The 2,638-nt window shown below is 69.6% G+C and carries 3 protein-coding genes; all 3 read left to right on the top strand.

Annotation, left to right across the window (positions count from 1 at the left end):
• The coding region (locus B1964_RS19460) for a D-2-hydroxyacid dehydrogenase (protein ID WP_079930938.1) at window positions 1-909 on the top strand (909 nt) is incomplete at its 5' end.
• 16 nt (window positions 910-925) lie between these two features.
• On the top strand, window positions 926-1,963 hold the full coding sequence (locus tag B1964_RS19455) for a hypothetical protein (RefSeq protein WP_079930937.1): 1,038 nt from the start codon (window positions 926-928) through the stop codon (window positions 1,961-1,963).
• 59 nt (window positions 1,964-2,022) lie between these two features.
• On the top strand, window positions 2,023-2,583 hold the full coding sequence (gene pyrE / locus B1964_RS19450) for an orotate phosphoribosyltransferase (protein WP_006371869.1): 561 nt from the start codon (window positions 2,023-2,025) through the stop codon (window positions 2,581-2,583).
• Window positions 2,584-2,638 lie beyond the last annotated feature (55 nt).

The raw sequence follows: 2,638 nt of genomic DNA, 5'->3' as shown, positions 1-2,638 counted from the left end.
CCCGCCGACGAACTCGGCTCGGCGCTGCCGGGCGCCGATGTGCTGGTGGTGTGGGACTTCTTCTCGCGCGCACTGCGGGACAACTGGGCCCAGGCCGACGCGCTGCGGTGGGTGCACGTGTGCGCGGCTGGGGTGGATTCGCTGCTGTTCGACGAGCTGACCGACTCCGATGTGGTGGTGACCAACGCCCACGGCGTCTTCGATCGACCCATCGCGGAATTCGTCCTCGCCTCGATCCTGGCCCGCGACAAACTCTTGCACGAATCGATGCGCCTACAGGCGCGTCGTGAGTGGCGCTGGCGGGAGACGCGCTCGACCACCGGTACGTCGGCCCTGGTCATCGGTACCGGTGGCATCGGCCGGGAGATCGCTCGGCTGCTGCGCGCGGTCGGAATCGAGGTCACCGGTGCCGGACGACGGGCTCGGGACCACGACCCCGACTTCGGCGTGGTCCACGAGACCGCACGACTGGCCGAGTACGTCGGCGGGTTCGACACGGTCGTCGCGATCGCCCCGCTGACCGCGGCGACGCGCGCCATGATCAACGCCGAGGTGCTCGCGGCGATGCGCGCCGACGCGCATCTGATCAACGTGGGGCGCGGCGACCTCGTCGACGAGCCGGCGTTGATCGAGGCGCTGCAGACGGGCGAGATCGGTGCGGCATCGCTCGATGTGTTCGTCACCGAACCCCTGCCCGCCGACAACCCGCTGTGGCGGATGGACAACGTCGCGATCTCGGCGCATCTCAGCGGTGACGTCGTCGGATGGCGGGATGTGCTGAGCGCGCAGATCCTCGATAACCTGCGGCGATACGTCGGCGCCGGTGATGACGACCTCGAAACGCACCTCGACAACGTCGTCGACAAGGTCCGGGGGTACGTCGTGCGGCGCGATCCGCACACACCCTGAAGTAGTCTGTAGCGCGATGACCATCGTCTATTTCGTGATCGCCGCCATTGCCTTGGCCGGGGCGGTGGCCCTGCTGTGGCTCGATCGCCGCCGTTCCTCGGTCACGAGGCACGAGCGCGCGATCTGGGGTGACGAGCACGACTTCAAGTTCCGCGAGACCGACACCAAGCTCCGTACGGTGTTCCGCCGCGCCACCATGAACGTGCCCGACACCGTCGCCGTGGAGAACGTGGCCTACGGGCACTACGGGGGCGCCGAGGCAGTTGTCTTCGACCTCTCCGAGACCGCCACGGTGATCGCGGTCCGCCGGTCGACCCCGTCCGCCGTGGTCGTCGACCTGCGGCACGAGGACGTCCTCGCCCCCGCCGAAGAGGACGTGGAACTGCTCGGCGCGATGGGCCCGCGCGTGATGTTCTCCAACAATCTCGACGCCGCCCGCCGCGTGTGTGACCGGCGCATGGTCGCGCTGGCCAACAAGGCCCCGGCCTACGTCGAGGTGCTGTGGAACGAGGGCAACTGGGCGCTGGGGTCGCTACCGCTGACCGACGACGCCACCGAACTCGACACCGGCCTGGAGGTCGTGCGGCGCTTCGCCGACCTGCTGCGGGTGCTGCCGCCGCTGCGTGAGCCGCAGGACGCCCCCGACCCGCGCGATCCGCACGGTCCGACCCGCGCCGAGCTGGCCGACGAGAAGACCGAGAACATGCGCGACAAGAACCGGCGCGCACGCATGGAGGCCGCAGGTCGAGACAGGGCGGAGCGTGACGGTACGGGCTCCGACGCCGCGGTGCCGACCGCGTTGCGCAAGCCGGCCGAGGTGGCACCGCGGCCGCGACGTGCCGCCCCGCCTGCCGAAGGCCGTTCGGCTCCGACCGATCCCCGGCCCGCCGGCCGTCCGATGGCACCGATGCCGGTGCGCGGCAAGGCAACTCGACCGCCGGAGCTCGACGACGACGTCGATCTCGACGACGACGATGTCGCGCCGCCGACGCGACAGGCACGGACCGGTCCGAGTGAAATGCCCTCGCGACGGAACCGTCACCGCCGCAACTGATCACACGACCGACCCGTCGGGGCCGGGGCCCGATCCGCGAGAAGAGAGCGAGTTCTGTAGTGTCCGCAGCGATTCCGTCCGTCGATACCGCCGATCGAGAGGTCCTCGCCGAACTGGTCAAAGAACTCTCGGTGGTGCACGGCAAGGTGACGCTCTCATCGGGCAAAGAAGCCGACTATTACGTCGATCTGCGCCGGGCGACGCTGCACCATCAGGCCTCGCCGCTGATCGGCACGCTCATGCGTCAACTCACCGCCGACTGGGAATACGACGCCGTCGGCGGACTCACCCTGGGCGCGGACCCGGTGGCGACGTCCATCATGCATGCCGGTGGCCGTGCCATTGATGCCTTCGTGGTGCGCAAGGCCGCCAAAACCCATGGGATGCAACGTCGGATCGAGGGCCCCGACATCTCCGGGCGCCGCGTGCTGGTCGTCGAGGACACCTCGACCACCGGGGCGTCACCGTCGACCGCGGTCGAGGCGGCACGCGAAGCCGGCGCGACGGTGATCGGGGTGGCGACCGTTGTCGATCGAGATACCGGCGCCGATGAGGTCATCGAGGCGCTCGGCGTGCCCTACCGGTCGCTGTTGACGCTGGCCGATCTCGGCCTCGCCTGAGGCGTGGCAGACGACGACCCGCAGCCGACCGCCGACGAGCCCGGTCCGACGGAGT

This window comes from Gordonia sp. i37 (assembly GCF_002043085.1).
GTDB classification, from domain to species: Bacteria; Actinomycetota; Actinomycetes; order Mycobacteriales; family Mycobacteriaceae; genus Gordonia; species Gordonia polyisoprenivorans.
This window is presented reverse-complemented; position numbering and strand designations above follow the sequence as displayed.

What these genes read in the sequence shown, in the direction of transcription:
- B1964_RS19455 (WP_079930937.1), top strand. Translation starts at nt 926, where the DNA reads ATGACCATCGTCTATTTCGTGATCGCCGCCATTGCCTTGGCCGGGGCG.